Source organism: Burkholderia sp. AU27893, from assembly GCF_002223205.1.
Taxonomy (GTDB): domain Bacteria; phylum Pseudomonadota; class Gammaproteobacteria; order Burkholderiales; family Burkholderiaceae; genus Burkholderia.
In genome coordinates, this window is the sequence record NZ_NKFD01000005.1 from 877,399 (window position 1) to 901,846 (window position 24,448).

23 protein-coding genes are annotated in these 24,448 nt (G+C 69.8%); 21 read left to right on the forward strand and 2 right to left on the reverse strand.

Annotation, left to right across the window (positions count from 1 at the left end):
- Window positions 1-104: 104 nt before the first annotated feature.
- Both CFB47_RS36175 and CFB47_RS36180 read right to left on the reverse strand, forming a co-directional pair.
- Window positions 105-977 (reverse strand): ferritin, encoded by an 873-nt coding sequence (locus CFB47_RS36175; RefSeq protein ID WP_089464113.1) that lies wholly within the window; start codon window positions 975-977, stop codon window positions 105-107.
- Between the two features lie 37 nt (window positions 978-1,014).
- A complete protein-coding gene (locus CFB47_RS36180) occupies window positions 1,015-1,962 on the reverse strand; it encodes a fatty acid desaturase (protein WP_089459514.1) in 948 nt (315 codons plus the stop codon).
- 416 nt (window positions 1,963-2,378) lie between these two features.
- Here CFB47_RS36180 and CFB47_RS36190 point away from each other — a divergent pair, with 416 nt between their 5' ends.
- The 21 genes from CFB47_RS36190 (at window position 2,379) to CFB47_RS36290 (ending at window position 24,448) form a co-directional block, all read left to right on the forward strand.
- A complete protein-coding gene (locus CFB47_RS36190; RefSeq protein ID WP_256946838.1) occupies window positions 2,379-4,148 on the forward strand; it encodes a fatty acyl-AMP ligase in 1,770 nt (589 codons plus the stop codon).
- Window positions 4,145-4,855: an ABC transporter ATP-binding protein gene (locus tag CFB47_RS36195; protein WP_089459516.1), complete on the forward strand. Its 711-nt coding sequence runs from the start codon at window positions 4,145-4,147 to the stop codon at window positions 4,853-4,855. Before CFB47_RS36190 ends, CFB47_RS36195 begins: the two co-directional genes overlap by 4 nt.
- Window positions 4,827-6,044: an ABC transporter permease gene (locus CFB47_RS36200; RefSeq protein ID WP_089464115.1), complete on the forward strand. Its 1,218-nt coding sequence runs from the start codon at window positions 4,827-4,829 to the stop codon at window positions 6,042-6,044. Before CFB47_RS36195 ends, CFB47_RS36200 begins: the two co-directional genes overlap by 29 nt.
- A complete protein-coding gene (locus CFB47_RS36205) occupies window positions 6,041-6,781 on the forward strand; it encodes an outer membrane lipoprotein-sorting protein (RefSeq protein ID WP_089444416.1) in 741 nt (246 codons plus the stop codon). The genes CFB47_RS36200 and CFB47_RS36205 overlap by 4 nt, the downstream gene beginning before the upstream one ends.
- Window positions 6,771-8,090: a hypothetical protein gene (locus CFB47_RS36210; protein ID WP_089464116.1), complete on the forward strand. Its 1,320-nt coding sequence runs from the start codon at window positions 6,771-6,773 to the stop codon at window positions 8,088-8,090. The genes CFB47_RS36205 and CFB47_RS36210 overlap by 11 nt, the downstream gene beginning before the upstream one ends.
- 15 nt (window positions 8,091-8,105) lie before the next feature.
- A complete protein-coding gene (locus CFB47_RS36215; RefSeq protein ID WP_089464117.1) occupies window positions 8,106-9,221 on the forward strand; it encodes a hypothetical protein in 1,116 nt (371 codons plus the stop codon).
- A gap of 58 nt (window positions 9,222-9,279) precedes the next feature.
- The gene (locus CFB47_RS36220) at window positions 9,280-9,534 is read left to right on the forward strand and encodes an acyl carrier protein (protein WP_011350104.1); all 255 of its coding nucleotides are present in this window, start codon (window positions 9,280-9,282) and stop codon (window positions 9,532-9,534) included.
- Between the two features lie 7 nt (window positions 9,535-9,541).
- Window positions 9,542-10,426 (forward strand): hypothetical protein, encoded by an 885-nt coding sequence (locus CFB47_RS36225; RefSeq protein WP_089464118.1) that lies wholly within the window; start codon window positions 9,542-9,544, stop codon window positions 10,424-10,426.
- Window position 10,427: 1 nt separating this feature from the next.
- A complete protein-coding gene (locus CFB47_RS36230; protein WP_089464119.1) occupies window positions 10,428-11,051 on the forward strand; it encodes a hypothetical protein in 624 nt (207 codons plus the stop codon).
- A gap of 1 nt (window position 11,052) precedes the next feature.
- Window positions 11,053-12,036, forward strand: a complete 984-nt coding sequence (locus CFB47_RS36235; RefSeq protein WP_069249716.1) for a ferritin-like domain-containing protein — start codon at window positions 11,053-11,055, stop codon at window positions 12,034-12,036.
- Window positions 12,037-12,039: 3 nt separating this feature from the next.
- Window positions 12,040-13,023, forward strand: a complete 984-nt coding sequence (locus tag CFB47_RS36240) for a ketoacyl-ACP synthase III family protein (protein WP_089444421.1) — start codon at window positions 12,040-12,042, stop codon at window positions 13,021-13,023.
- Window positions 13,013-14,188: a PLP-dependent decarboxylase gene (locus tag CFB47_RS36245; protein WP_089464120.1), complete on the forward strand. Its 1,176-nt coding sequence runs from the start codon at window positions 13,013-13,015 to the stop codon at window positions 14,186-14,188. The genes CFB47_RS36240 and CFB47_RS36245 overlap by 11 nt, the downstream gene beginning before the upstream one ends.
- Before the next feature lie 24 nt (window positions 14,189-14,212).
- Window positions 14,213-15,787, forward strand: coding sequence for an acyl-CoA ligase (AMP-forming), exosortase A system-associated (locus tag CFB47_RS36250; protein ID WP_089464121.1), 1,575 nt, complete (start codon window positions 14,213-14,215; stop codon window positions 15,785-15,787).
- The gene (locus CFB47_RS36255; protein WP_089464122.1) at window positions 15,784-16,875 is read left to right on the forward strand and encodes a hypothetical protein; all 1,092 of its coding nucleotides are present in this window, start codon (window positions 15,784-15,786) and stop codon (window positions 16,873-16,875) included. Before CFB47_RS36250 ends, CFB47_RS36255 begins: the two co-directional genes overlap by 4 nt.
- Window positions 16,875-18,725: an acyl-CoA dehydrogenase gene (locus CFB47_RS36260; protein WP_179243790.1), complete on the forward strand. Its 1,851-nt coding sequence runs from the start codon at window positions 16,875-16,877 to the stop codon at window positions 18,723-18,725. The genes CFB47_RS36255 and CFB47_RS36260 overlap by 1 nt, the downstream gene beginning before the upstream one ends.
- A gap of 1 nt (window position 18,726) precedes the next feature.
- Complete coding sequence (locus tag CFB47_RS36265) at window positions 18,727-19,965, forward strand: citrate/2-methylcitrate synthase (protein ID WP_089464123.1); 1,239 nt, start codon at window positions 18,727-18,729, stop codon at window positions 19,963-19,965.
- Window positions 19,966-20,005: 40 nt separating this feature from the next.
- Entirely contained in the window at window positions 20,006-20,668 is a 663-nt protein-coding gene (locus CFB47_RS36270) for a class I SAM-dependent methyltransferase (RefSeq protein ID WP_039347774.1), read from the forward strand.
- Between the two features lie 3 nt (window positions 20,669-20,671).
- Window positions 20,672-21,745: a TauD/TfdA family dioxygenase gene (locus tag CFB47_RS36275; protein WP_089464124.1), complete on the forward strand. Its 1,074-nt coding sequence runs from the start codon at window positions 20,672-20,674 to the stop codon at window positions 21,743-21,745.
- A gap of 13 nt (window positions 21,746-21,758) precedes the next feature.
- Window positions 21,759-22,772, forward strand: coding sequence for an ATP-binding cassette domain-containing protein (locus tag CFB47_RS36280; protein ID WP_089464125.1), 1,014 nt, complete (start codon window positions 21,759-21,761; stop codon window positions 22,770-22,772).
- The gene (locus CFB47_RS36285; RefSeq protein WP_089464126.1) at window positions 22,765-23,844 is read left to right on the forward strand and encodes an ABC transporter permease; all 1,080 of its coding nucleotides are present in this window, start codon (window positions 22,765-22,767) and stop codon (window positions 23,842-23,844) included. Before CFB47_RS36280 ends, CFB47_RS36285 begins: the two co-directional genes overlap by 8 nt.
- Window positions 23,845-23,905: 61 nt before the next feature.
- The gene (locus tag CFB47_RS36290) at window positions 23,906-24,448 is read left to right on the forward strand and encodes a permease (protein ID WP_089448834.1); all 543 of its coding nucleotides are present in this window, start codon (window positions 23,906-23,908) and stop codon (window positions 24,446-24,448) included.

A 24,448-nucleotide genomic window follows, 5' to 3' on the forward strand; every position in this document is an offset into this window, starting at 1 on the left:
TCCGGTAATGAATATTCCGCCGCCCGGAAACGGCAACCCGCGTGGATGACGCCATCTTGTCGTCCGGAATCGGTTCCGCCCTTTACCGGACGGGATGCGCGTCGCTATACGGTGTCCGCCACGCCGTCCGTCACGCGTGGCGTTCGCGCGGTCACTTCGCGGCGATAGCGGTTCAGTTCCTGCGCGGTCGCGAACGGGCGCTCGAACAGGATCGACAGGTTGTGCAGGATCCGCTCGACGACCTTCTTTTCCCATTCGCCGTCGAAGCGGATCTGCTCGTCGAGCCAGCGCTCGAGCCATTCCGGATCCGGCAGGCGCGACTGCACGGTGTCGCGCGGGAACAGCGCCTGGTTCACGTGCAGGTTGGTCGGGTGCAGCGGCTTTTCGGTGCGTCGCGCCGACGCCATCAGCACGCCGATCTTCGCGAACGCGGCACGCGCGACGTCGCCGCAATCGTTCAGCGCCTTCTTCATATAGCGCAGGTATGCGCCGCCATGGCGCGCTTCGTCGCGCGAGATCGTTTCGTAGATCTGCTTGATGACCGGCTCGGTGTGCCAGTCGGCCGCGCAGCGGTACCAGTGGTTCAGGCGGATCTCGCCGCAGAAGTGCAGCATCAGCGTCTCGAGCGGCGGCGCCGGGTCGAATTCGAAGCGCACCGCGTGCAGTTCCGCTTCGGTCGGCACCCTGTCCGGCCGGAAGCGGCGCAGGTATTCCATCAGCACGAGCGAATGCTTCTGCTCCTCGAAGAACCACACGCTCATGAACGCGGAAAAGTCGCTGTCGTGCCGGTTGTCGCGCAGGAACATTTCCGTCGCGGGCAGCGCCGACCATTCGGTGATCGCGTTCATCCTGATCGTCTCGGCCTGCTCGTCGGTGAGCAGCGAAGCGTCGAACGTGTCCCACGGAATGTCCTTCTCCATGTCCCAGCGCACCGCTTCCAGCGACCTGAAAAGTTCCGGATAAAGCATCGTCGTCACCGTCGTTGAAAGGCATTCGGGCCCGGCACCGGCCCGGTCATGCCGATTGCGTGGACGCCGGCGCCGTCGCTTCGGCGTCGGAAGCATGGTCGTCCGCGTCGTCGTCCACCGTGCGCGGCGACAGCCTGCCGCGCAGCAGCGCGTAATAGAACTGCCGATAGGTGCGGTGGTAGTAGCGGATGCGCGGCCCGATCGCGCCATGCAGATCGTGCAGTCGCTCGATCGGCAGGTTCGGCATCATGTGATGCTCGACGTGATAGTTGTTGCCGTTCGTGAACCACGTCATGAATGCGTTGCTCTCGATCGTCCGCGTGTTGCGGAACGGATCGGTGCTCGTCAGGTCGCAGCGGTAATGCTCGGGCATCTCGACCAGCGCATGCACGGGCGCGGCCACGAACACGAGCGGCACGACCCACACCCACACGGCGAACCACGTGTGCAGCGCGAACGACACGCCGGCCAGCAGCGCGATCGCTGCGACCATCAGCAGGTGATCGCGGCGGATCGCGCGCGACACGAGCGGGTTGTCGCCGAAGCTTGCGCCCGGCACGACGAGCTTCGCGACGTTCTTCGCGAACTGGATATAGTGCGCGGCCATCGACAGCCGCCACGCCCACAGGCCGAGATTGACGACGGGGCTCGCACCGTATTGGTCGCCGTAGTCGAAGAACTCCTTGTTCTCGGGCGTGCCGAGCAGCCGGTGATGGCGCAGGTGGCTATCCTGGTACGCATGGAACGACACGAGCATCGGCATGCCGAGCAGCACGCCGAACACCATGTTGAGCCGCTTGCTCCTGAATCCCTGGTAATGCAGCGCCTGGTGCTGCAGCTCGACCCCGTGCGCGTACATCGCGCCGATCAGCAGGATGCCGACGATCTTCAGGACCACCACCGTCGACAGCGCGAACAGCATGCCGTGCGCGATGAGTGCGACGTAGACCGCGAGCTTCAGCGAGAAGACGACGCCGCTCGGGCGGCTCTTCATGTCTGCAACCGGTTTCTGACGAGCGAGAAGCGATGAGGTGACGGACAAAATGCTCTCCTTGGCCGGACCCTGCCCGGCACGATGACGCGGCGACACTGGCGCGCTGCCGGGTTGCAATTCTTCTGTGAGTCGATGCTTCGGACAAACGAATTTTCCGAACGCATTGCATGACGCCCGCGCATGAGCGCACCACATCGTGAACTAGACGACCGGTCGAATGCGTACCGACCATTCACCTCGCACGGGCTCGCGCGGATACCCATGGCCGTGCCGAGTGGATGCGTGCCGCTCATGCATAGCCTGCAAATATTCCGTTTGTCGTGCCATGTCGATCCGGCAAGAATCCCCCTCACTCGACGAACGGCGCCGCCGGCACCGTGGCGCGAGCGGCCGTGTTCCTCAAGGGGAGAATCCTCGTGACGAAGTGCGCATCCACCATTCATCGCCTCATCGAATCGCTCGAGGACGTCCCGGGCGCCATGCATCGCATGACGTTCGTCGACGACGCCGGCAACGAGGCGAGCATCACGTACCGGCGCTTCGCTGAAGAAGTGTTTCGCCAGGCCGGCGCACTGCGCGAACTCGACGTGCGCGAGAACGACATGGTGATGCTGGCGTTGCCCGCATCGGTCGAGCACGCGGCCGCGATGATGGCCTGCGTGATGACGGGCGCACTGCCCTGCACCGTGCCGGTTCCCGCGCGCCGCGCCACCGCCGGGCGGCAGGTGATCGACGTCGCCTGCGAGCTGTACCGGCCGCGCCTCGTCATCGCCGCCGATGCGCAGTCGGCCGCCTGGCGCGACGACGCGTTTCCCGCTGCGTCCACGCGCGTCGTCGATCTCGACACGCTGTCGCTCGTCGCGGATGCCGGTGCGCGTGCGCTGATCAGCGCGAAGCATGGCCGCGATCCGCATCATGTCCAGCTCACGTCCGGCTCGACGTCGCATCCGAAAGCCGCGGTGCTCAGCCACGAGAACGTGATCGCGAACGTGCTCGGCATCGGCGGGTCGGTGCGTTTCGACGTCGCGGCCGGCGACGGCACCGCGTCGTGGCTGCCGCTCTATCACGACATGGGGCTGCTCACGCTGCTGTCGAACCTGCATTACCGTGCGCCGCTGCTGATGATGCAGCCGAACAGCTTCATCCGGAATCCGCTCGGCTGGTTGAAGCGCATCGCGTCGGCGCGCGCGACGACGACGTCGGTGCCGACCTTCGCATTGCGCTACTGCGTACGCCGTTTCAACGCCGCCGCGATGGAGGGCGTCGATCTGTCCGCGTGCCGCAACATCTTCATCGGCGGCGAACGCGTGGACGACGCGACGCTGCGCGACTTCGCCGCGACGTTCGCGCCGTACGGCCTCGCGGCATCGGCACTGCAGCCGTGCTACGGGATGGCCGAATCGACGCTCGCGGTATCGATGCATCGTGCGTGGCACGACGGCAGCGTTGACGGCGCGCCGTACGTGATCGCCGACACGCTCGACCGTCGCGCGCTGATCGAGCGCCGCGACGCGCAACCGGCCGCCGCGAACGATGGCGCGGACGCCGACGCCGACACCGAAACCGTGCTCGCGATGGGTACGCCGATCGAGGGCATGGCGTTCCGGATCCTCGACGACGGCGACCACGCGCTGGCGAACCGCGCGGTCGGCGAAGTCGCGATCCGCGGCACGTCGTTGATGCTCGGCTACCTGAATCCCGACGATGGCTCGATCGCCGCGCCGCTGACGGCCGACGGCTGGTTCCGCACCGGCGACATCGGCTACGTCGCGGACGGCCAGCTGCATATCCTCGGGCGCAAGAAGGAAGTCATCATCATTCGCGGCAGCAACTACTTCCCGCATGAAATCGAGGAAGCGCTGGCCGCCCATCGCACGCTGCGCAAGAGCACCTGCATCGCGTTCGGGCTGCCCGATCCCGAGACGGGCACCGAGCGGCTGGTCGTCGCGATCGAGGCGCGGCCCGTCGACGCGACGCCGCAGACGCGCGCCGAGTGCCAGCAGCTGCTCGCATCGCGGATCGGCTTCGCCGCGCAGGATCTGTGCTTCGTCGAACCCGGCTCGCTGCCGCGCACGACGAGCGGCAAGCTGCAGCGCCTGAAATGCCGCGACCTCTATGCGAGCGGCGCGCTGTCCGTGATTCACGCGACGGCCGCCGCCGAAGCCGGCCAGGGAGCGTACGCATGACGCCCGCCACGCTCACGCCGGTGCTCGAACTGCGCGACGTCTCGCGCGTGTACGAGGGCGCGGGCCGCGTCGTCGCGGTACGCGGCGCGACGATCTCGATCGGCCGGCGCGACGTCGTCGCGCTCGTCGGCCCGTCGGGTAGCGGCAAGAGCACGCTGCTCAACCTCGCCGGCTTTCTCGACGTGCCGAGCAGCGGCGAACGCTGGCTCGAAGGCCGGCGGATCGACGATGCGCCGGACACGCTCGAACGGATTCGCCGCGAGCGCATCGGCTTCGTGTTCCAGCAGTTCAACCTGATTCCGGTGATGTCCGCGCTCGAGAACGTCGAACTCGGCTGCTTCGCGTGGGGCACGCCGCGCACACGGCGCGAGCGCGCCCGCGCGATGCTCGACGCGGTGGGACTCGCCGCGCGCGAACGCCATCGCCCCGGCGAGTTGTCCGGCGGCGAACAGCAACGGGTCGCGCTGGCCCGCGCGCTCGCCAAGGAGCCGGCGATCGTGATCGCGGACGAGCCGACCGCCAGCCTCGACAGCACCAATGCACGGGCGGTGGCCGAGCTGATCCTCGACACCAACCGCACACTGGGCACCGCCTTTCTGATTGCGTCGCACGACGATCGTCTGTGCGCGCACCTGCCGCGCCGCATCGAGATGCGCGACGGCGTACCGGGAGTGAATCGTGAACTGGTCGACGTTTGCGTGGCGTAACCTCTGGCGCAACAAGCGCCGCACCGTGCTGACGATGGCGATGATCGGCGTCGCCGCGTTCGCGTCGAGCCTTGCGCTCGGCTACGTGATCGCGACCTTCGACGCGGTGCGCGAAGGGTCGATCGACAGCGGCGTCGGCCACGTGCAGGTGCTGCACCACGGCTATCTCGACCTGATCGGCGAACGGCCGCTGCAGTACGGGCTGACCGCCGACGAGCAGGCCACCGCCACGCGCGCGATCGCGGCGCTGCCCGGTGTCGCGACCACCGCGCGCGGCATCGACTTCGACGGGCTGATCTCGAACGGCGATCTGAGCTACGGCTTCGTCGGCGAAGGCATCGAGCCGAACCGCGAGCCCCCCGGCTTCTTCGACTATCACACGGTGCTGTCGGGCCGCTACCTGTCGCCGACGAATGCCGGCACCGAAGTGGTCGTCGGCGCGGAACTCGCGCGCAAGCTCGGCGTACACGTCGGCTCGGTCGTGCAGTTGATGGCGTCGACCGCGCACGGAGGCATCAACGCGACCGATGCGCAGATCGTCGGCGTGATGAGCACCGGCAACAAGGACGTCGACGAGCGGATCGTCAACGTGACGTTCACGGCCGCACAGGCGCTGCTGCGCACCGACCGCGCGTCGCGCATCGCGGTGTTCCTGTCCGACACCGCGCACACGCCGGCCGCCGCGGCGACGCTGCGCGCCGCGCTGCCGGCGCTCGACGTGAAGACCTGGGACCAGCTCGTGTCGCTCTATCACCAGGTCGTCGCGCTGTACAAGAACCAGTTCTCGGTGTTCGGTGCGATTCTCTGCCTGACGATCCTGCTGTCGATGAGCAACTGGATCCTGATGAGCATCGTCGAGCGCCGCCGCGAGATCTCGACGCTGCGTGCGCTCGGCGTGCCGGCCGCGACGGTGCGCGGCGTACTGATCCAGGAGACCGCCTTCCTCGGCCTGCTGGGCGCGGCCGCCGGCATCGCGGTGGCGCTGCTGACGATGGTCGCGCTCAATCACGCGCAGATCCACCTTCCGCCGCCGCCGGGCCGCGTGAAGTCGATCCTGCTCGAATTCACGGTCTCGCCGGCCGCCGTGGCCGCTGTCGAAGGCGCGTTCGTCGTGCTCGGGGTGGCCGCCGCGCTGCTCGCGACGCTCGGCCTCGCCAAACGCAACATCCTCGAAGGACTCGCCCCATGATTCGCATTCGCCACCTGGCCGCCGCGCTCGTCGCGTGCGCGCCGCTCGTGCATGCCGCCGACGCCCCGACCGCCCAGACCATGCTTGCCCGTGCCGACGCGTACCGCAGCACGGCCGCCGATACGCAGACGAACATCCAGATCACGAACGAAGTGGGCGGCCAGTCCGGCGACGCGACGCGCTATCTCGTCTACACGCGCGGCAACGGCGACACGCTCGCGCTGACGCGCAGCGGCGAGAACGACGGCCAGAAATACCTCGCGACGACGCGCGGCCACTGGTTCTACGTGCCGAACACACGCAGCGCGGTGCGCATCAACGGAATGCAGCGGCTGCAGGGCGAGGTCGTGATCAGCGACATCACGCGCACGCACTGGGCGGACAGCTATCGCGCATCGGCCGCGCCGGGCGCGACGACGATCGCCGGCAAGCCGGCCACCGAGCTCGACCTGACCGCGACCGATCCCGACAACGTCTACCCGACGATCAAGCTGTGGGTCACGCCCGACACCGACGTGCCGGTGCGCGCGCAGTTCTTCCTCGCGAGCGGCCTGCTGTTCCGCAGCGCGGATTTCTCCGCACCGGTCGACGCGAACGGGCGCAAGGTGATCCGCAAGATCACGTATCGCAACGAGATCGAAAAGCAGCGCGCGAGCGTCGTCGACATCCTCGACGGCCAGCCGCGCAAGATTCCGTCGGGCTGGTTCAACCCCGACACGCTTGCCGATGGCCAGTGACAACCACACCCATGTCGACGCCCATCGTGACTGCCGCCCTCCATCATCCGGCCGACTCTGGCCCGCCGCCGCGCTCGCCGTCCCGCTTGCGCTCGGCTGCACGCTCGCGCACGGAGAATCGCTGATGGAACAGTTGAGCACGCTGAACGGCATCGCGTACGCACGCACCATCGACAGCATGGACGGGCACGCGCTGCTGGGCAACCTGATCGGCGACCAGCCGCGCAACCTGCAGGAGGCGGGCCTGCTCGCGCGCATTGACGGCGAGAACCTGTTCATGAACGCGCGTGCCGTGGCCAGCAACCACTCGCTCGGCGCGCAGGCCACCCGCTTCAACGAGGCCGGCGTGCGCTGCGCATTCGACAACGGCATCACGCTCACCGCCGGCAAGCGGATCGATCCGCTCGATACGTCGCAGGCGTTCTTCCCGCTCGGCTTCTTCCAGAAGCGGGCCGCGACGGCCGACATCTACGACCGCTACGGCGATGTCGAAGGCACGCCGCTCGTCGAAGCGAAATGGGCCGGCGAACAGACCACGCTGCAGTTCATCGCCGGGGAAAACCGCACGCTGCGCAGCGACGTCGACAACCGCGACGTGCAGGGCGCGACGCAGCTCGTGCGCGGCGCGTACAACTGGTCGGGCGGCTCGGCCGCGTTGCTCGCGGGCCGGCATGCGGGCCACGGCGGCGCCGGCGCGACGCTGTCGTTCGACGTCGCGCGCTCGAACACCGTCTATGCGAGCGCGTGGCTCGAGCGCGGCACGACGCGTCCGCTGCCCGCCTTCATCGCGAACGGCACACCGCTCGATTCGTCGGCCGCGTACGACGCGGTCGATCGCCGCAACGATCGCCAGATCATGTGGCGCAGCGCGGTCGGCATGCAGAGCGCACTGCCCGGCAACTTCTCGCTGATCGTCGAGTGGTCGCACGACGAGGCGCGCTACGACGCGAACCAGTGGCGCCAGATGGTCAACGCGGTTCGCGCGAACAACGCGCTGCTGCCCGTCGCGCCCGGCGCCGCGTTAAGCGGCCTCGGCGGCACGGCCAATTTCGTGAGCGTCGACGGCAACCTGCGCGACTACCTGTTCGCCCGGCTCGGCAAGAAGATCGGCCGCGTCGAGTATTCGCTGCGCGGCGTCTATTCGCCGCAGGACAAGGGCCTGCTCGCGATCGCGCAGGTCGTCGCCGACGTGAACAAGCGCGTGAGCGTCGATGTCGCGGTCACCCGCGCGTTCTCCGACAGCAACTCCGAGTACCGGATGGTCGGTCTCGGCACCCGTATCGACGCCGCCGTGCGCGTGCGCTTCTGACAGGAACCCAGCCCCATGTCCACGCTTTCCGCTCCCGCTTCGTCCGCCGCTCCGCTCGCGCCCGCGCCGCTGCTGCTGCTGCTGCGCGTGGCCGACCAGGCCGCGTATCCGGTGCTGCGCCACTTCGACACGATCGCGTCGCTCGGCACGCCGCCGCGCGCGGCGGCCCGGCTGGTCGAAGCGGCTGCCGTGCGGCTGCTCGACAGCGAGATGGTGATCGCGCTGCATGCGGCCACGCCGGACGTGCTGCCCGACTCGTCCGCGTCGACGCCGCTGCGGCACGAGGAAGCGCCGCTCACCGAAGCGCTGCTCGAACAAATCAGCAGCGAAGGGTTTCATCACCTGTTCAAGCCGTTCATGCGCGCGTTCATCCGCATCATGTTCGGGCTGTTCTTCTCGGACGACCAGAACCGTCGTGCGTGCGACTGCATCGACAGCGGCCACAACTTTGCATTCCTGATGAGCGACGGCGGCGGCCCGACGCTCGCCGCATGGCGCACGGCCGTGCGCAGCGACGACAACGGCCTCGCGCTCACCGTCGACAAGGTGTGGGGCATCGAAGCGCATCGCGACTGCATGGCCGTGGTCGCCGCGCGCTTGCCGGGCGTGATGTTCCCGGCCGCCTACCTCGTATGGCCCGACGAGTACCGCAAGCTGAAACGCACGACCTGCGGTGCGCCGTTCCTCGCCGGCAACCTGCAGCTCGCGAACGTCGGCGGCCAGGTGCGCGCGCATGCCGAAGACCGCCTGCGCATCGGCGGCCCGACCGTGTTCAACAAGTACCTGACCGTCGTGCGCCCCTACTTCGTCCGCGCGCTGATGGCGCACGTCGGCTGGCTAGCGCAAACGGGCCGCGTCGAGCTCGACGCCGACGCACGCGCCGTCCACCGGTTCATCGCGGACGCCGCACGCAGCCAGACCGACGACGCGCACTACAGCTTCGGCAAGGTGCAGCGCGTGCTCGCGATCAAGCTGCTGTCGAACGAATTCCTGACCGCGCTCGTGCGCGACGGCAGGGTGGCGACTTTCGACGACCAGCGCGACCTGCTGGCGTTTTCGAAGATGGAAGGCAGTTCGTACCGTTGTTATCACGAGCTTCGCAAGAGCCTGCGCTGCGAAGCCGGCAGTTGACCCACGCGACAGGCCGATCGATCCCGATCAACCCACTTCATTATCAGGAGCTCCTCTCATGACGACCCAGAACGTTCCGGCCGACGCGCTCGACATCCTGTCCCGCGAAGTCGCGAAGATCCTCAACGTCGAGACCGTCGACACCGACGCCGGCATCGGCGAACTCGGCATCGATTCGCTGAACATCGTCGAGCTGATCGTGTTCTGCGAACAGCTCTACGGTTCGATCGACCCGGAAGCGCTGAACATCACGCAGTACACGACGCTGCAGCAGCTCGACGCGCAGCTGCGCCGCCAGCAGCACGCCGCCTGACACGACGATGCTCGCGCCCCTTGCGACCGTGGCGGCCCCCGCCGCCCAGCCGGCCCCGGCCACCGCGCTGACCGTGCAGGCGCTCGCGTACCGGCGCGTCGCGCCGTCGCGCGACGGCGCGGCCGTGCCGCTCGACGACACGGCCCGCGCGATCGGCACGCTCGCGTGCGCCGAACGCGAGCGGCTGTGCGGCGCGGTCGGCGCGGACGACTACGTGGTCAGCTCGACGATCCTGTCGATGCTGCTGATGAACGATTCGCCGCAGCATCGCGTGTTCGCGCAGGCACTGGCCGGCGCGAACGACTACACGCCCGACTGGATGACCTGCTCGTACGAATGCGCGGGCTGGGGCTACGTATTGCGCCGCTCGCTCGCGACCGCGGCCGAAACCGGGCCGCGCACGCTGCTGCTGCAGATCGTCGACATCGACGTGCACGGCTTCACGTACTGGCACGGCAACCCCGCGTGGGGCCGCTCGGGCTTCGGCGTGTGCTCGCTACTCGTCGATGTCGGCCGCGAAGCGGCATCGTCGGCGCCGTCGGTGCTGGCCGAGGCCGCGCCGCCGGCCAGCGCGGTCGTGCGGCTGGGCCGCGACATCCGCACCTTCTGCGCGGCCCGCCCCGGCTTGCACGCGGCGCTGCCGTTCTTTCCCGCGACGTCGCGCCGTGCGCTGCTCGCGTCGGTCGGCAAGACGCCGCTGCTGCCGGACGGGCACGGGGTGTTCGGTCATGCGTTCGGCAGCGATCCGTGGCTGTCGGTGCTGCTCGCGCATCGCGACGGCGACACGCCGCGCCGCGCGGCCGTCTGCTCGCTCGCGCTGAACGGCTATTACGCGATCGCCGACGTCGCGTTCGCGCCGGACGCGACGTTCTCTCTCGATGACGAGGCGTGACATGGTGCGACCCGTTCACTTCACCTACCGGATCGAGCGCGACGCGCGGCAGCCGGTCGCGGTTGCCGCGAGCGCGTACCGGATGCCGCTCGACACGCCGGCCGACTATGCGCGTGCCGCGCTCGCCGAGTCGGCCGGCGACGTCTATGACGCTGGCGATGCACTCGGCGGCGATCGCCGCGTGCTGCTCGATCACGTCCAGTACTTCGCATTCCTTTCCGAAATCACGGCACGCATCCGCACCGACGTGCACCCGGACGCCCGAGTGTTCATCGAAGTCTGCGCGCCGTACTTCGGCGCGCTGCCGGCCGAACTGCTCGCGCCGCACGTGCTGCTCGGCGTGCACCTGTACGACGAAGCATTGCGCGATGCCGCGCGCGGCGCCCCGGTCGTGTGGATCGGCGACCGGATCCTGCGCGATGCGGAGTTCGCCGGCGACAACCGCGTGTGCTGCGCGATCTGGCCGGCGCGGCTCGCCGACGCGTTCGACGCGCAGCTGCGCGGCTCGTGGCCGTCGTACGCGATCCGCCTCGACCCGCACCCGGCCGCGCCGCGCGCCGCCGCCATGACGCTTACCGATTCCGCCCATCATTCCGGCGCCGCCGCGCGGCCGGGGAGACCTTGAAATGACTGACACGCTCACCGTAATGCAGGACACGGCCGACATCCGCTGGTCGATGCCCGTCGACGCCCTGATGTCGAACGACTACGCACTGCGCGAAGAGGCGCTGAACCGGTTGTACGAAAAGGCGAAGGCCGCGCAGTGGGACGTCGCGACCGACGTCGACTGGAGCCACGATCTCGATCCGGCGAACCCGCTCGGCATGCCCGACCCGACGCTGCTGATCTACGGCACCGAGCTCTGGGGCAAGCTGTCGGACGCCGACAAGCGCGAAGTGCGCCATCACGCGCAGGGCTGGCTGCTGTCGCAGATCCTGCACGGCGAGCAGGCCGCGCTGATCTGCGCATCGAAGCTCGCGTCGGCCGAGAACGGCCTGAGCGCGCGGCTGTGCGCGGCCGCGCAGATGATGGACGAAGCGCGGCACGTCGAGGCGTACGCGAAGCTCGTCAACGAGAAGCTCGACGTCAGCTACCCGATGAGCCGTTCGCTGAAGGGGCTGCTGCACGACACGATCACGAGCAGCGCGCTCGACATGACGAACCTCGGGATGCAGGTGCTCGTCGAGGGCATCGCGCTGTCGATCTTCCAGAGCGTGGTCGCGTACAGCACCGATCCGTTCATCAAGGACCTGTTCGTGCGGATCCAGCGCGACGAATCGCGTCACTTCGCGGTCGGCCGGATCACGCTGTGCCGCGTGTACGCGGAGATGAGCGCGGTCGAACTGCGCGAGCGCGAGGAGTTCGTCTGCGAAGGCGCGGCCGTGCTGTACGAGCACCTGTGCGCGGACGACATCTGGGAACCGATGGGGCTGTCGAAGCGCGAATGCAGCGCGATGGTGCGCGAGTCGCCGGTCTCCAGCTCGATCCGCCGCTCGATCTTCCGCCGCCTGGTGCCGACGATCCGCGAGATGGGCCTGCTCACGCCGACCGTGCAGGCGACCTTCGAAAAACTCGACGTCCTCGACTACGCGGCGATGCCGCTCAACTGAACCATGACGACGACCTCCTCCCAAGCGTCACGCGATTTCTGGATCGGCATCGACGCGGTGGCCTACGAGCTGCCGGGCCTGCCCGTCGACATCGAGGCCTGGGCCGCCGAGCGCGACTACCCGGCGCAGCGGGCCGCGGCGATCGCGCAGTCGGGCAGCCGCTATTTCCACATGGCGCTCGACACGAGCGAGACCGATCTCGCGATCGCGGCGGCCGGCCGCCTGCTCGACACCGCGCGCGTGCATCCGTCCGACATCGGCGCGATCGTGCACGTGCACACGCAGCAGTTCAGCGTGCCGCCGGCGCCGCGCAGCCTGCCGCACGAGCTGGCCGCGCAGCTCGGCATCGAGCCGTTGTGGCTCGGCTCGGTTGCACAGCTGAACTGCGTGTCGGTCGCGGCCGGCATCGAGACGGTGCGCGCGCTGATGCGCCGCTATCCGCAGCTCGACGCGGCGCTCGTCGTGTCGTCCGACCGCGTGTACGGCGAGGATTACCGGATGCGCCAGATGACGGGCGTGCAGTGCGATGGCGCGGCCGCGATGCTGATCGCGCGCAACAGCACGAAGAACCGGCTCGGCGGCGTCGCGATCGAGACGCATGCGAAATGGCATCGCGGCTCGGACACCGTCGCTGCGAACGAGGCCGACCTGATCATGATGGAGTGGCCGTACACCCGCAAGGCGATCGACGCGGCGGTCGCGCTCGAGCCGTACGCGCTCGACGCGTACGAACTCGTGCTCCCGCACAACGCCGACCTGCCGGGCTGGAACGCGCTGTGCCGCGCGATGCGCGTGCCGGCCGAGCGGCTCTATGCGGAAAACATCCATGCGCGCGGCCACGCGTGCTGTTCGGATTTCCCGATCAACCTGGCCGACGTCGGGCTCGACGCGGTCGCGCGCGGCCAGCGCGTGCTCGGCGTGATGCAGTCGAACTGCGGCGCGTACGCGGCCGCCACGCTCCATCCGGTGGGCCGCCATGACGCCTGAGCGCCCGCTTCCACCCGCCGGCGACCACGCGTGGATCGCCGACCTGCGCACGCCGTGCTACGTGTACGAGCCGGAAGTCGCGATCGCGCGCTACCGGTCGCTGAAGGCGCGGCTCGGCACGCGGCTGATCGTGTCGCTGAAGGCGAACCCGAACCAGGACATGCTCGCCCGCTGCGCGCATGCGTACGAGGATGGCGTCGAGCTCGCGAGCCGCGGCGAACTCGACGCGGTGATCGGCCGGATCAAGACGCCGCGCTACCTGAACAACCCGTCGATGGACGAGATGTTCATGCGCGCCGGGCTCGCGTCGCGCTGCCATTTCGTGCTCGACAACCCCGACGCGGTCGCGCGCTTCGTGCCGCTGGCGCGCGAGGCGGCGGCCGGCGGCAGCACGCCGGGCGCCGTGCTGCTGCGCGTGAATGCCGGCGCGCTGGCCGGCGACGATGCGCGCGCGCTGTGGCACGACCACTTCGGGATGACGCCGAACGAGGCGCACGACGCGGTGCGCACGCTCGTCGCCGCCGGTTTGCCGGTGGCCGGGCTGCACGTGTTCTCCGGCCCGCATTCGTTCATCCGCCAGGACGCGACGCAGCCCGACACACTCGTGCTGCCCGAGCGGCTCGCGGCGCTCGCCCGCGATCTCGCGCCCGCCAACGGCGCGCCGCTCGCGTCGCTGAGCCTCGGCGGCGGTTTTGCCGACGATCACCCGGGCGATGCCGCGTTCGAACGCTATGCGACTGCGCTCGCGCCGCTGGCCGGCCAGTACTCGCTCGCACATGAATCCGGCCGCGCGATCTTCGCCGATGCGGGCGTGTTCGCGACGCGCGTCGTCGCGGTCAAGACTTGGCAGGACCGCACGATCGCCGTCTGCGACGGCGGGCTGTCGCACGCGTTCCTGCTCGCGCAGACCGAATCGGTGATGCGCCGGCTGGCCGCGCCGTCGCTCGTGCGCCGCAAGCCCGCCCCGCCTGAGCGCGGCGTGCCGACGATCTATGTCGGCAGCACCTGCAGCCGCGCGGACGTGATCGGCCGCGACGACACGGGCGCGCCGCCGCAGGTCGGCGACATCGCCGTGTTCGCGCGCTGCGGCGCGTATCACCGCACGTACTCGATGGCGCATTTCCTGTCCCACGAAGCCGCGCACGTGTACGTGCGGCCTGCCTAGACCCACCTGAGAGAGAAGCCGATCATGAACGCCCTGATCAGCGTCGCCGACCTGCTCGAACACGGCGCCGCACGCTGGCCGCAGCATCCCGCGTATGCCGACGGCGGCGGCACGATGACCTACGAACAGCTCGCACGCGCGGTCCGCCGCGCGGCCGCCGCGCTCGCGTCGCGCGGTGTGCAGCCCGGCGAGCGCGTCGCCATCTACGCGCCGAAGCGCATCGAAACCGTGGTCGCGATGCTCGCGGCCAACGCGCTCGGCGCGATCTTCGTGCCGGTCAATCCGCAGTTGAAGGAAGCGCAGATCGAACACATCGTCGCCGACAGCGGCGCGGCGCTGTTCATGACCGGCGCGCAGCGGTTGAAACGCCTGCCGGCGCTCGCCGCGCTCGTCGGCGCACGCGCGATGCTGATCGAGGAACTGGCCGACGCGATCCACGCGCCCGGCACCGACACGCCGGCACCGGCCCCCGCCGGCCGGCCGGTGGACGACGATCCGGCCGCCCTGCTCTACACGTCCGGCTCGACCGGCAAGCCGAAAGGCGTGGTCGTGTCGCATCGCAACCTCGTGTCGGGCGCGTTCAGCGTCGCCGCGTACCAGGGGCTGGCTGACGACGACGTCGTGCTCGGCGTGCTGCCGCTCAGCTTCGACGCGGGCCTGAGCCAGCTCACGACCGCGCTGGCCGCCGGCGCGTGCTATGCGCCGCTCGACTTCCTGCAGCCAGCCGAAGTGCCGCGCCATTGCGACGCGTTCGGCGTGACGTCGATCACCGGCGTGCCGCCGTTATGGATGCAGCTGGCGTCCGCGGGCTGGAGCGACACGGCGCGCACGCGGATCCGCCGCTTCGCGAACACCGGCGGCCATCTGGCGACGCCGCTGCTGCACCGCCTGCAGGCGGTGTTCACGAACGCGTCGCCGTACCTGATGTACGGGCTGACCGAAGCATTCCGCTCGACCTACCTGCCGCCGGCCGACGCGGCATTGCGGCCGACGTCGATCGGCAAGGCGGTACCGAACGCCGAGATCCTCGTGCTGCGCGCGGACGGCAGCGAATGCGTGGCCGACGAACCCGGCGAACTCGTGCATCGCGGCGCCTTCGTCACGCTCGGCTACTGGAATCGGCCCGAGCTGACCGCGCAGCGCTTTCGTCCGCTGCCGCGCCGGCACGGCGAGATCCCGCGCCCCGACGTCGCCGTGTGGTCCGGCGACATCGTGCGCCGCGACGCGGATGGCTACCTGTATTTCGTCGCACGCGGCGACGACATGATCAAGACGTCCGGTTATCGCGTGAGCCCGACCGAGGTCGAAGACGTGCTGTTCGCACTGCCCCATATCCGCGAAGCCGCCGTGTTCGGTGTGCCGCATGCGTCTCTCGGCGAGGCGATCGCCGCATGCGTCGTGTCGACGCTCGACGCCGACGCCTGCCGCGCCGACATCGCACGCGCGTGCCGCGACGCGTTGCCGACCTACATGAGCCCGCTCGTCGTCGAGCCGCTGCCGGCGTTGCCGCGCAACCCGAACGGCAAGATCGACCGGCCCGCGCTGAAAAACCAGTATCGCGACGCGTTCGCGCCCACGAACGAGGAGACCGCCGCATGACCCTGTCGACGCTCGATGAAACCTGCCTCGGCGCGCGCCGCATCGCCGAGCCCGGCACGCTGGCCCTGTCGGGCGGCGTCGTGGTACTGCCGCCCGCCGTCGTGTTCAGCGCGATCCAGGCGCAGGAACGCCATCCCGGCTACCGGCACCTGCTGCTGCCGCAGGCGCGCTTCGCGCGGCCGCGCGGAATGGGCGCACTGACGCCCGACGAAAGCACACGCCTCGCGCCGGGCGGCCGGCCCACGCTCCGGGTCGCGCCGCCCGGGCGCAGCCTCGCCGATCTCGCCGCCGACGCGGCGCTCGACCTGCGCGACCAGCTCGGCTCCGGGCAACTGGCCCGCACGACCCACGTGATCGTCGCGAGCTGCGCGCTCAACGAAGGGATCGGCGATTCGGTCGTCGGCCGCATGCAGTACGAGCTCGGGCTGCAGCGCGTGACGCCGTTCGCGCTCGGCCAGAACGGCACGCTCGGCTGGTATTCGGCGCTGATGCTGCTCGACGGGCTCCTCGACGAGGGTGACCAGGCGCTCGTGATCCTCAGCGACAAGTGGCTCTACCCGTTCTTCCGCCAGTTCGGCGACCTGGTCGGCTACGGCGACGCGGCCGCCGCGCTGCTCGTGTCGCGCGCCGGCCCGGCGCCCGAGCCGGCGGACTGGGGCGGCGTGCGGTCCGTCGCGATGGAATTCGGGCCGTCGATCGCCGATCCGTGGGCCGACGCGCCCGGCACGTTGCGCGACACGCTCGCGCCGGTCGCCGCGCGTGCGATCCGCCGCGCGCTCGACCTGGCCGGGCTGCGCGCCGGCCAGGTCGACTGGTGCGTGCCGCCCGGCTTCGATCCCGGCTTCGCGGCGCGCGTGGCCGACGCCGCGTCGATCCCGGTCGCCGCCCGCATCCAGCACGAGGCTGCCGGCCACCTGTCGTCGGCCGAATCGGCCGCTGCGCTGATCCGGCTCGCCGGCGCGCTCGACGAAGGCGAACGCCGCACGGTGCTCGTGTGGGATGCGGCACTGCACGGCGCGGCGGCGGCAGCCGTCGTCGACCTCGCCGGCGGCCTCGATGCCGCGCTCGATATCGAAGGAGACGCGTGATGAGCGCCTACAAGGTGAGCCTGCGCGAACTGCGCTTCTTTCTGTGGGAACTGTTCGAGGCCGACAAGCGGTTCCTCGCGGAACACGGCCTGTACGGCACGCACGACCGCGCGTCGATCGATGCGCTGCTCGAACGCGCACGCGATTTCGCGCTCGACCTCGGGCGCAGCTACCAGCAGGCGGACGTCGAGGGCTGCACGCTGCTCGACGACGGCCAGGTGCGCATTCCGTCGCATTTCCACGCGCTGTGGGCGCGCTTTCGCGACGAATGGTCGAACACGCTGTTCGGCACCGCGCACGGGCTGCCGCCGATCGTCACGCAGATGATCTACGAGATGTTCATGGGCGCGAACCCGTCGTTCATGACGTACGGCGGCTTCACGCGCCCTGCGATCAAGCTGTTGCAGATGCACGGCACGCCGCATCAGAAGGCGCTGATCGCGCCACTCGAGGCGTACCGCTGGGATGCCTGCTTCTGCGCGACCGAACCGCAGGCCGGCACCGACCTCACCGCGGTTGCGCTGCGCGCGACGCCGCTCGAACGCGACCTCTACGCGATCGACGGCGAGAAGGTCTACATCTCGGCCGGCATGCACGAGCTGACCGAGAACACGCTGTATTTCGTGCTCGGCCGCATCGACACCGCGTCGCCGGACTCGTTCTCGCTGTCGTGCCTCGTCGTGCCGCGCTTCTGGCCGGACGAGGAAACCGGCGAGCTGCAGTCGAACCATGTCGACTGCATCGGGCTGCCGCGCAAGATGGGGCTCAAGGGCTGCGCGAACACGCACCTCGTATTCGGTTCGAACGGCACGACCAAAGGCTGGCTGCTCGGCGGCCGGCGCAACGTCGGCCTGCTGCAGCTGATGCCGCTGATGAACCAGGCACGGATGAGCACCGGGATGTTCGGTGTCGGCGTCGCGTCGAGCGCGTACCTGCATGCGGTCGAGTATGCGGGCCGCCGGCTGCAGGGCCGGCCGATCGAGCGCGCGTCGAACACGAACGCCGCGCGCGTGGCGATCGTCGAGCACGCGGACGTGCAGCGCATGCTGGTCGACATGAAGAGCCGCGTCGACGGCTGCCGCGGCCTGCTCGGCAAGCTCGCCGCGACCGCCACGCGCGCGGCGATGCTCGAAGCGACGCCCGACGCCGACCCGGCCGAGATCGAGCGCCACCGCAAGCTGCAGCTGCTGCTGACGCCGATCTGCAAGGCGTTCATCTCCGACCAGGCATGGCGGATCTGCGAAACCGCGATCCAGGTGCACGGCGGGCTCGGCTATACCGATGCGAGCCCCGTCGAACAGAACGCGCGCGACGTGAAGATCCTGTCGATCTGGGAAGGGACGAACTACATCCAGGCGCAGGACCTCGTGCGCGACAAGCTCGGCTTCGGCCGCCATTCGCGGCTGATCCAGTACTACCGCGACGAACTCGACGTGTTCCTCGCACGCCAGCATCACACCGGCACGCATGCGGAGCTGCGCCCGCTGTTCGATGCGCTGCGCACGGGCGCCGACCGGATCGCCACCGCGCTCGACGACATCGCGCGCGACGTGCAGGACGGTCACACGCACCGCAGCAGCCAGTTCTACACGCGCTTTCTCGAGATGTTCGGCGTCGTCACGTCGGCATGGGTGCTGCTCGAATCGGCGACGATCGCCGCGCGCCGGCTCGACGCGCCGGACACCGCCGATACGCCGGCCGAACTCGCGTTCTATCGCGGCAAGCTGAAAAGCGCGCGCTACTACTTCGCGAACGTGCTGCCCGTGGTCGACCAGCATGCGGCCGTGATCGCCGCGATGGCGCATGCGGCGATCAGCGTCAGCAGCGACGAACTCGCGCAGGTGGAATGACATGGAGACGACGCTCGATTCCGGTACGACCATCCCGGCGGGCGACGCGCCGCGCAACCTGCTCGGCCGCCCCGCGACGCGCCATCGCGGCACCGACATCGACGGCGCGACGCTCGAACCCGAAGCGCTGCGCGTGCGCGATCTCGACCTGAACGCGCTGATCGGCGCGACGACGTTCGAAGGCGCGCTCGCGCACCTGTGGTTCGACGTCGCGCCCGGCAGCGCCGCACATCGCGCACACGAAGCGGCAATCGGCGCGCGGCTCGCGGCGTTCGCCGATGCACTGGCACCCGGTAGTGCCGCGCAATCCGTCGCTGCGGATCTCGGCGCGGCGGGTGTCGCGCCGGTGTTTGCCGCGGCGTCCGGCCTGCTGCGTGGCTTCGACGACGTGACGGCCCGCATGCACGGCGACGCGCCGGACGACGCCGATCTCGACACGATGCTGCTCTGCGCGGCCGCCGCGCCGTTCCTGCTGCACGCGGCGATCGAAGGCCGCCCGTTCGCCGCACGCGACGACGCGATCGGCGCATCGCTCGCCGGCACGTCGAGCCAGGCGCAACGCATGCTCGTGCTGACCGGCGCGGCGCGTAACGACGCAGCGGCGCAAGCGGCGATGGACATGCTGCTCGTCGCGTGGCACGCGGGCTTCGGCTACATCACGCCGACCGTGCTCGCGCCGCGGGTCGCGATCGGCACCGGCGTCACGCTCACGCAGGCGATCGCGTCCGGTTTCCTCGCGAGCGGGCCGTCGCACGTCGGCGCGGCGCTCGAAGCGATGCAGTGGCTCGCCGCGCTCGTGCAGTCGGTGCCGGGCGGCACCGGCGCACCGCCTGCCGCGCTCGACGCAACCGGGCGCGCGGCGATCGACGCCACGCTCGACGCGAAACGCACGCTGTACGGCTTCGGCCATCCGCTGTTCGTCGCGGATCCGCGTCCGCCGCACATGCGCGCGCAATTCGCGGCGCAAGGCTTCGACGGCGCGTACGTGACGCTGTTCGACGCATGCTGCGCGCAAGCCGACGCCCGCCGCGCGTTGCGCCCGAACATCGATTTCCTGACGGCCGCGACGTTGCTCGAACTCGGTGTCGCCGCGCCGTCGTGGGGCGTCGGCGTCGGGCTCGGCGCGCGCATCGCGGCGATGGCCGCGCATGCGGTCGAGCGGCGCCGCCGCCCGGCTTTCGGCGTCAACAGCGCGACCGCGCGACGGCTGCTGGCCGCCGTGCCGGTCGGCTGGCTGTGAACCCTTTATCCCTTCGGCACCCTTCTGCAAAAGGAACGTCATGCTGCTCAAGAACCTGCGCCCGGCGAACGACTACGATCGCTTCGCCACTGAAACGCTCGAACCGTGGGACCTGCTGTTCATCAGCCGCATCCGCCAGCTCGCCCGCGGGATGACGCCCGGCGTGATCGCCGACATCGGCACGGCCACCGGCGTCGTGCCGGTGCGGCTCGCGACCGACCCGGCGATGCGCGGCTGGCGCTACGTCGGCATCGACCTCGATCCGGCGATGCTCGACGAAGGCCGCCCGCGCATCCACGAACTCGACCTCGACGACACGATCGAGATGCGCGTCGGCGATGCGCTCGCGCTGCCGTTCGACGACGGCACGCTGACGATGGCCGTCGGCCGCGCGACGCTGCACCACCTGCCGGACAAGGCATTGAGCCTCACCGAGATGTATCGCGTGCTGGAGCCGGGCGGCATCGCGCTCGTGCACGACATGCGCCGCGACGCGCCGCAGCACCTGCTCGACCGCTTCACCGAGATGCGCGCCGCCGCCGACTATCCGCCGACCCATGTCGAGGAAAAGATCACGCTCGACGAAGCGCATGCGCTCGTCGCCGAAGCCGGTCTCGCGGCAGTCGCGTCGATCTACAGCCCGAGCGCCGGGCTCGGCGCGCTCGGCTTCGAGATCCTGCTGAAGAAACCGGCGCTGGCCTGAGTGATGACCGACCTCGCCTTCCTCGCCGCGCACGCCGCCGCGCGGCTCGGCGCCGACGACGTGCACTGCGCGGCGGTCGCGCCCGGCGCGACGCTGCCGCTGTGCGTGACGCCGCGCAGCGCCGAACTCGCGACCTCGCCGGAGATGTTCGTCGCGTGGTACCGCTCGCGGCTCGACACGATCGACACGCTGCTCGACGCGTGCGGCGCGCTGTTGTGGCGCGGCTTCGCGGTACCCGACACCGCCGCGTTCGGCCAGCTCGGCGCGCTGTATCCGCCGCACGCGAACGGCTACACGGCGGGCGCCGCGCCGCGCAAGCAGATCGACGGCCAGGTGTACGAGTCGACCCGCATGCCGCCGCCGTTCAAGATCGGGCTGCACCAGGAGATGGCCTACATGCCCGCGTTCCCGCGCCTCGTCGCGTTCTATTGCCGGCAGCCGGCCGACGCGGGCGGCGAGACGCCGATCTGCGACATGCGCCGCGTGACGGCGCGCGTGCCGGCCGCGCTGCGCGAACGGTTCGCCGAACGCGGCGTGATGTACCTGCGCAATTTCGCGGCGCCCGGCGCGCGCGCGGACAGCCTCGCCGCCCATCCGGGCATGCCGTTCGCCGAATACCACCGACCGTGGGACGACGCGTTCGGCACGACCGAGCGCGACGAGGTCGTGCGGCTCTGCGCGGAACGCGGCGTCGGCTGCCGCTGGCTCGACGACGGCAGCGTGACGGTGTCGCACGTCGGCAGCGCGCTGCGCACGCATCCGCGCACCGGCGAAACCGTGTGGTTCAACCAGGCAACCGCGCAGCACCCGAATCCGCGTTCGATGGGCGAGCTCAGCTACCGCTACCTGCAACGCATGTACGGCGGGCGCGCGGCGTTCCCGTACGAGATCCGCTATGGCGACGGATCGCCGATGCCGTTCGACGATCTCGTCGCGATCTACGACGCGTTCGACGACGAGGAGCGCGCGTTCCCGTGGCAGGCCGGCGACGTGCTCGTCGTCGACAACATGCTGGTCGCGCACGGCCGCAACCCGTACCGGGGCGCGCGCGACACGCAGGTCATGCTGTTCGACTGACAGGAAGCCGACGATGAGCGATTCGTTCCTCGCCTCCGTGCGCGCGCTGTTCGGCCCGCACACCGCGTTCGACCGGCCGCTGCGTGCCGGCACGCAGCCGCTGCCCGATGCCCACGCGCCGGGTGCTGCGCTCGGCGCGCGCGCGATCGACGTCGCGGCCGGCGATTTTCATTTCTCCGCGCGGCAGGTGCGGTTCCGGCTCGGTGCCGTCACCGCGATCGTCGGGCCGAACGGCTCCGGCAAGACCACGCTGCTCGAAACGCTGCTCGGCTTCCGGCGCGGCGGCACCGACGTGCGCGTGCTCGACGTGCCGGCCGCGCGCTTCATGCGCGATACGCCATCGCTGCGGCGCATCGGCGCGCAATTGCAGAAGGTCGAATATCCCGACCATCTCCGCGTATCGGAGATCGTCGCGCTGCACCGCGCGATGTACGTGCGTGCGGACGCCGCGGTCACGGATGCGCTCGGCATCGCCGAACTGCTCGACAAGCCGTGCCGCGCGCTCTCGAAGGGGCAGCGCCAGCGCATCGATCTCTACGTCGCGCTCGCGCACCGGCCCGAACTCGCCGTACTCGACGAGCCGTTCACCGGCCTCGACCGCCGCTACGCGGGCGTCGTGATCGACCTGCTGCGCCACCGCGCGCGCGGCACGAGCATCGCGATGATCTGCCACGCCGAGGAAGAGCTGGCCGTCGTCGACGATCTCGTGTGGGTGCGCGATGGCGGCGTGCGCTACCAGGGCGACAAGGACGCGCTGCGCGCCGAGCTCGTCGGCGAGGCGCGCGCAGTCCTGCATTGCCGCGACGAAGCCGACGCACGCGCGCTGCGCAAGCGGCTCGCGGCGCTGCCCGGCGTGACCGGCGTACGCGTGTCGGCCGCGCACGTCGTCGAGGTGTTCGGCGATGCGACACTGCATCCGAACGTGCACCGCATCGTCGGCGAACAGGGCATCCAGCATCTCGCGCTCGCGCCGAGCACGCCGGGCGACCTGCTGCGCCTCTGTACCGAGGGCCCCACCCATGACTAAGGTGTTCCTGATTCTCGTGCGCAACGAGCTGCTCGGCTATCTGCGCAGCCGCTCGTCGCTGTTCTGGACACTCGTGTTCCCGGTGTTCCTGCTGAGCGTGATGCTGTTCGCGTTCGGCGGCTCGGGGTCGCTCGGCACCGCGGACATCGCGTTCGCCGTCCCCGGCGGCGCGACCCCGTACAGCCGCGCCTGCGAAGCGCAGATCGTCGACAGCCTCACGCACAGCGACACGGTGAAGGCGACCTTCGACGGCCGCGGCGCGGCGGCCGATCGCGTGACCGTCGTGCTCGGCAACGACGAGCGCACACCGGCCACGATCCGCTACGACTTCAACGGCTCGCTCGCGGTCAAGGCCGCGTCGCGCGTCGTCGAGATCGCGCTCGCGCGCTGCGCCGCGCAGCGGTTCGGGCTGCCGGCCGCGCAAGCGCGCTTCGAGAACGCGGCGCCCGCGCGCCGCCCGTTCGACTATGGCGCATTCTTCGCGACCGGCATTCTCGTGATGGCGTTCATGGCGATCGGCCTCAACTCGACGACGACCGCGATCGCGTCGCTGCGCGAACGCAATACGTTCAAGCTGTACGTGTGTTTCCCGGTCTCGCGCGGCGTGTTCCTCGCCGCGCTGATCGTCGCGCGGATGATCATGATGGCGCTGTCGGCGCTCGTGCTGCTGACCGTCGCGCGCGTCGCGTTCGGCATCGCGCTGCCGATCGCGACGCCCGACGGGCTGCGCGCATTGCCGATCGTGCTGCTCGGCGCGGCGATGGTGCTCAGCATCGGCGTGCTGCTCGCGAGCCGCGCGAGGTCGCTCGCCGCCGCCGAACTCGCGTGCAACGTCACCTACTACCCGCTGCTGTTCTTCAGCGACCTGACGATCCCGATGCACGACGCGCCGGCCTGGCTGAAGGCGGTGCTCGCGTTCCTGCCGACCAACCAGTTCGCGGTCGCGCTGCGCGGCGCGCTGGTCGACGGCGCCCCGTATGCGCAGCTCGCGCCGCAACTGCTCGGCATGACCGTGAGCACGGCGCTGTTCCTGTTCGCCGCCGCGCGGCTGTTCCGCTGGCACGACGCTTGACGCGTCGCCCGCTGTTTCGCAGTTTCGCTGTTTCGACGTTTCGACGAAGGAGAATCCCCCGATGAAATCGAGCAATCCCATCACCGACTACCTGCTGCACGCGAGCAACTTCCTGCCGGCGATCGTGTTCCTGTTCTACGGCCGGCTCGGCCCCGAGCAGCCGGACGTGCGCTGGACGCACGCGTTCCTGATCGGCGGCGTGCTCGCGCTCGTGCACGGCGCGTGGCTGATCCGCCGCGCGGACCGCAACAGCATCGCGATCGGCGTCGACCTGTTCCTCGTGATCGGCGCGGTGCTCGCGCTCGTGTCGCCGACAGGTAGCCGTTTGTGGGGCGAGGAACTCGGGCCGGCCGCGATGCTCGTCTGCGTGCTGGTCGTCGGCATCGTGCATACCGCGTGGTCGGACGGCGGGTTCGTCGACGGCACGTTCGTCGACCATGCGCGCGCACGTTCGCTGTCGATCGTGCTGCTCGCAGTGACCGTCGTCGCGCTCGCGGTGTCGATCACGATGCGCCACAGCCCGTTGTGGGGCGGCGTCGTGCCGCTGATCGCGCTGGTCGTCGTGCGCGGCCGGCTGCGCAAGCAGCTCGTGCGGGCCGGCTGA